This is a genomic window from Acidobacteriota bacterium (genome assembly GCA_009861545.1).
GTDB lineage: Bacteria > Acidobacteriota > Vicinamibacteria > Vicinamibacterales > UBA8438 > WTFV01.
On record VXME01000141.1, the window covers coordinates 29,437 to 34,214 of the forward strand.

Annotated in this window: 4 protein-coding genes and 1 pseudogene; all 5 read right to left on the bottom strand. The window is 69.6% G+C overall.

Annotation, left to right across the window (positions count from 1 at the left end):
- Positions 1-221 precede the first annotated feature (221 nt).
- The 5 genes and pseudogenes from F4X11_22150 to F4X11_22170 all read right to left on the bottom strand — a co-directional run bounded on the left by F4X11_22150 (position 222) and on the right by F4X11_22170 (position 4,735).
- Positions 222-1,358, bottom strand: a complete 1,137-nt coding sequence (locus tag F4X11_22150; GenBank protein ID MYN67697.1) for a Fic family protein — start codon at positions 1,356-1,358, stop codon at positions 222-224.
- 172 nt (positions 1,359-1,530) lie between these two features.
- A complete protein-coding gene (locus F4X11_22155; GenBank protein MYN67698.1) occupies positions 1,531-2,988 on the bottom strand; it encodes a DNA phosphorothioation-associated putative methyltransferase in 1,458 nt (485 codons plus the stop codon).
- A gap of 170 nt (positions 2,989-3,158) precedes the next feature.
- A pseudogene (locus tag F4X11_22160) lies at positions 3,159-3,245 on the bottom strand (peptidoglycan-binding protein).
- A 219-nt stretch (positions 3,246-3,464) separates the two neighbouring features.
- The gene (locus F4X11_22165) at positions 3,465-4,022 is read right to left on the bottom strand and encodes a hypothetical protein (protein ID MYN67699.1); all 558 of its coding nucleotides are present in this window, start codon (positions 4,020-4,022) and stop codon (positions 3,465-3,467) included.
- Between the two features lie 35 nt (positions 4,023-4,057).
- Positions 4,058-4,735 (bottom strand): hypothetical protein, encoded by a 678-nt coding sequence (locus F4X11_22170; protein MYN67700.1) that lies wholly within the window; start codon positions 4,733-4,735, stop codon positions 4,058-4,060.
- Between the last annotated feature and the right edge of the window lie 43 nt (positions 4,736-4,778).

Consider the following 4,778-nt stretch of genomic DNA (forward strand, 5'->3'; position numbering starts at 1 on the left):
GCGTTGAGGTCGTCGAAGCGGGCGTTGACGTTGGCGTTCTGCTGGATCATCAGGCCGGCCAGCATCAACAGCAGGGTGGCGAGTCCGATCCCGGTGCCGACGATACTCCTGATGATCGCCTTCGTATCGCTGGCCGCGCCGGGGGCCGGCGCCTCGGACACTTGGTGTCGCTCACGTCCATAGCGTAGCACCGTTCTCCGTTCCGGGCCCCCGGCGCCGCCTCACCGCCGTTCCAGCACCTCCAGCATCTGCGTCGCGCAGAACACGCGGTTGCGTTGCGCGTCGCCCGTCGGGGAGACGATTCCCGCGGCCTGCAGCCGTTCGATCGCTCTGGCGGCGGTGGTGAAGGCGATGCCAAGGCGGCGGGCGATTCCGGTAGTGGTCCAGAACGGGTTTTCACGGAACAGCTCCAGCACGGTCTCGGGCGCCCGCGATTTCCCCGTGGTCAGTTGCGTCCGCCAACGGAGCATCAACCGGTCGATGGTCCGAATCCGCCTCGCGGCATCTTCGGCTTCGCGGGCGACCCCGTTCAGGAAGTAGATCAGCCATTCGTGCCATTCGCCGGCCGCGGTCGTGCCGAGCAGCCGTGCGTAGTACTCCGGCCGCGTCGCCTCGAACCACGCGCTCAGGTACAGCAACGGCGCCTTCAGCACGTCCCGCTCAACGAGCAGGAGTGTCGTCACCAGGCGACCGACGCGGCCGTTTCCGTCGCGGAAGGGATGGATGGCTTCGAACTGGGCGTGCGCCAGTCCGGCGTGGATCAGCGGCGGCAGCGACTCGTCGTGCAGGAACCGCTCCCAGTGCTGCAGGCAGTCCGGAACCGCCTCGGGCGGCGGCGGAACGTACGTCGCGGTCTCCGGCCGGCAGCCGGGCGGACCGATCCAGTTCTGGGTGCTTCGGAACTCGCCCGGTGCGGCGGCCTCCCCGCGCACGCCGGTCATCAGCAGCCTGTGGGTCTCGCGTACGAGCCGGAGCGACAGGGGCAGCTTCTCCAGCTTCTTCACGCTGTGGTCCAGCGCGCGTACGTAGTTGGTTACCTCGTGGAGGTCCGCGCTGTCACGCGCGACCCGGGCGCCGGCTTCCGCGGCGAGCAGATCGGTGAGCGTCGACTGCGTGCCCTCGATCCGGCTGGACAGCACCGCCTCACGCCGAATGAACGGCCGAATCAGCAGGTGCGGATTCGGCAGCCGGCGACTCTCGCCGGCGAGTCGTCCAATCGCGCGGTCTGCCGCCGACAGGGCGTTGACCAGCTCCCGGTTCCACTCGAAGGCGGGCGGCAGCGGCGCCGGCACGAACGCCGTGTAGCCGGCCGCCAGGCTGACCGTTCTCCCGTGCGGCTTCCGGTGCCCGCTCCGCATGTCAGTTTGCAGCTTCGCCGATTGCCCGCCCTGTTATTGGCGACTACCGCCTCAATCGATAATAGCTCGCGCGCTCGTTTGCGGTAACGGTAACGAAGGCCGGGCCTCGTGGGGCTGCGGTCACAACTATCCTTTCGATTAGGAATCGACGAACCCGCACCGGCGGATCCATTCAAGATCTCGAGGCCGGCGCGTCGCGCACGACCCGGTGCCCGCGGACGGACACCCCGTGCTCGGCGAGCGCGGCCCCCCAGCCGTCCCTCGTGCCGATCGTGCTGGTCGCGTCGAGCAATCCCATCTTCTCCTCGCGCGCCGTCAGGCTGGCGAAGCGTTGCCGCGCAGGGTAGTCGTCGGCGACGAAAAGCTCCTTGCGGTGCAGCACGGGCGGATTGGCCGAGCGCGTGTAGTCGCGGAAGTGGAGATCGAGCCGCTTCAGATCGGCGACGACGGCACCCCGGAGGATCGGGTGCGCCACGCGGTCGAAGTCCTCGTAGGCGAGATAGGACACGCGAGCGCGCCGGCGGAAGAGCTTGACCAGCGTGAGCCCTTCCACCGCGCCCGCGAGCTGGCGGCCGCACCCTTCGTAGACCCGCAACACCGCGGGCAGGTGCTCGATCGCGCTGTGATGGACGTAGAGGGCGTCGGGCAGCAGCTTGCCGACGGTGGCATCGCGGCACGCACGATCCACGGCATCCTGGTCGCCAGCGGAGAACAGAAGGGCGTCTGCTTCCGTGCAGCCGGACCTGTACGACCCGAAGAAGGCGCGGATGTCGTGTCGCAGTTCGTCCGGCAGCGCGCCGAACCGGGGTCGTTTCGGAAACGCGGCCAGGGCGAGGTACACGAGGACGTCGGCTCGCCGTTCCTCGCGAATGCGATCCCAACGGTCGGCGCTGGTGACCCGGCGGAGTAGCGAGAACGCCCGGGCTACGCTGCCGAATACCGCCGTCAGTTGCGGTGCTGCCGGCAGCTCGCCGTCGACGGGGAGGCGCCCGCGGTCGGTCACGAACGCCATGAGCGGCTCGATCAGCTCCTTGTGGTCGGCGACGAGGGCCTGGGATTGCTCGATGCCGGGGACCCGCCACTGCCTGGAGACCCGGTTCACGGCGAACGACTGGGCGTCGGCCTCGTCGCGGAACACGTAGAAGACGCCGGGAGCCGCCGCGACCGGGGGTCTGTCGAGCGCCTGTTCGATCCACTGGCGAAGCTCCTCCTGCGTGAAGAACTTCTGGAAGGTGCGCTTGCCGGTGACGATCCCGTCGCCCTGGAAATCGACGGCGGCATCGGCCGCCTCCCAGTCGAGGCGGGCGGAGACGACGAGCACCTTGCGGGCGAGCTCCCACGCCGCGGCGAGAACGACGATGCGCTCGTCGGGGTCTTGGATTACGTTGACGACGTAGCCGAGATTCACGATGTCGGCGGGTGTGCGCTCTTCGTCGGGAAAGAACGCCGGATCCCAGCCGGACACCGGGATTCCCATCTTGTGCAGCCGCAGCAGATCGTCGCCGCGACCGCAGCCGTAGTCGAAGAACGTGCGTTCCTGGTGGATGAAGCCGTCGTCGAGCGCAAGCGCCACCGGGCGGGACAGAGCGGTCCGGCGGATGGCGGTGCGATCGGCGCGCGTGGTGCTCATCGGGAAGCGCTGAACCCGGAGCATTCTACCGGCGCGCCCGATGGAAGCGCCTCTCCGACGAATCCGGATGGTCCACGCCGCAGACCCGCCGCGGGGTCAGTCGGCAGGGTCGGCGCCCTTGATGGCGTCGATGATTAGCGTACGCAATTCGCGGATATCTTCCTGCAGGTCGTCGATGCGGGCGTTGATGTCGTCGATGCGGGCGTTGACGTTGGCGTTGACGTCGTCGATGCGGGCGTTGACGTTGGCGTTCTGCTGGATCAGCAGGCCGGCCAACATCAACAGGAGGGTGGCGAGTCCGGTCCCGGTGCCGACGGTGCTCCTGATGATCGCCCTCGTATCGTCCGTCGTGCCGGGGGTCGGCGCCTCGGACACTTTGGCGTCACTCATGCCCATATAGCGTAGCACCGCTTCTCCGTTCCGAACTCCCGGCACCGCCTCACGGCCGTTCCAGCACCTCGGCGGGTTCGGGCAAGCTAGTGCGGGTTGTCGTCGTACAGGTAGTCGGCGAGCTTCAGCGACTCCAGCATGTCGCTCCAGACCTGATCGGCAACCCCGCGGTCTTCGGGCCAGTACTCCATCGTGATGAACGCCTGGACATTCCCGCCGCGGGCGAGGCAGGCCCTGGAATGCGCCTTGCGCTTCCCGACCGGGTCCAGGAAGTCCATCTCCAGCCACAGGTACTCCAGATTGCGGCGGGAGGCGCCGAGCAGCGGTCCTTTCCGTGTGCACTGCCGCGGGTCGTCGGCCAGCACGGCGTCCTCCATCAGGCTGGCGAGCGGCGGCATGGCGCTCCAGTCGACGATCGACCGGTCGGGACCGACTCGAAGGACAGAGACCTGCAGGCGCATGTTGTCGTCGGGCGCCTCCCGGTCGTAGAGACAGATGGAATTCCCGTCGGGCTTGATCACCCAGTCCGACGGGTACTCGAAGAGCACCGCTCCCCGGTTCGCCACGAAGATGCTGTTGCCGGACCTGGCCGTCCAGCCGTGATCGTCGGGCAGGTCGAATGTGCTGCGCTTCCATTCCGCCACGATGAATCACCCCGCTCCCGGTGCTGCCCGGGCGATCAGCGTCCGATGGAGCTGCAGGCGGCCCGCGCGCGCCGCTGCGCGGCGTCCAGCAGATGGAAGAGGTCGCTGTAGGTCCCCCGCCCGGTGCGGGCGGGAACGTATCGGGGCCGGTCGTCGCCGACGGTCAGGTCGGCGACGCGGGTTGCCGCCGTGGTCACGCGCGCCTCCGCGTCGCGGCACGACCCGGCGCGAGCGCGCGCGCTTCCCGCGCCGCCCGCCGCGGCCTCGGCATCCGTGGCAGCCTGCTCCGCCGCGCGGGCGGCTGCGGTCAGCGAACGTACCCAACCGGCGAAATCGTCGGCCGGTTCGGGCGCCGCGGCCGCAGTGTCGTCGTTGCCGAGGGCGTCGGCGTTGCCGAGGGCGTCGGCGTTGCGGTGCCGCGCAGTTTCGGCGGAACGATCGGGAGCGGCGTTGCCGGCCGGCACGGGTTCCTCGGAAGCGCCTGCCGCGCCGGTTTCCGCGGCACGAGTGGGGCGCACGTCGGGTACCGAGGTTGCCGCCGCCACGATGCGGGAGCGCAGCGACTCCATGGCGGCCTGCGCGGTGTCGAGCGCCGCGCGCAACACGGCGTCACTGACGGTGCCGGCCGCGTCGCGCGCGCCGGCGGCCGGAGCGCGCCCGGCGGCGGCGGCGGGGCCCGCCGGCGCCGGCCGGGGCCGGTGGCTTATACACATCTGGCGCGGCCGGCGAGCGTACGCGGGTTGATCTGGGGGGGGG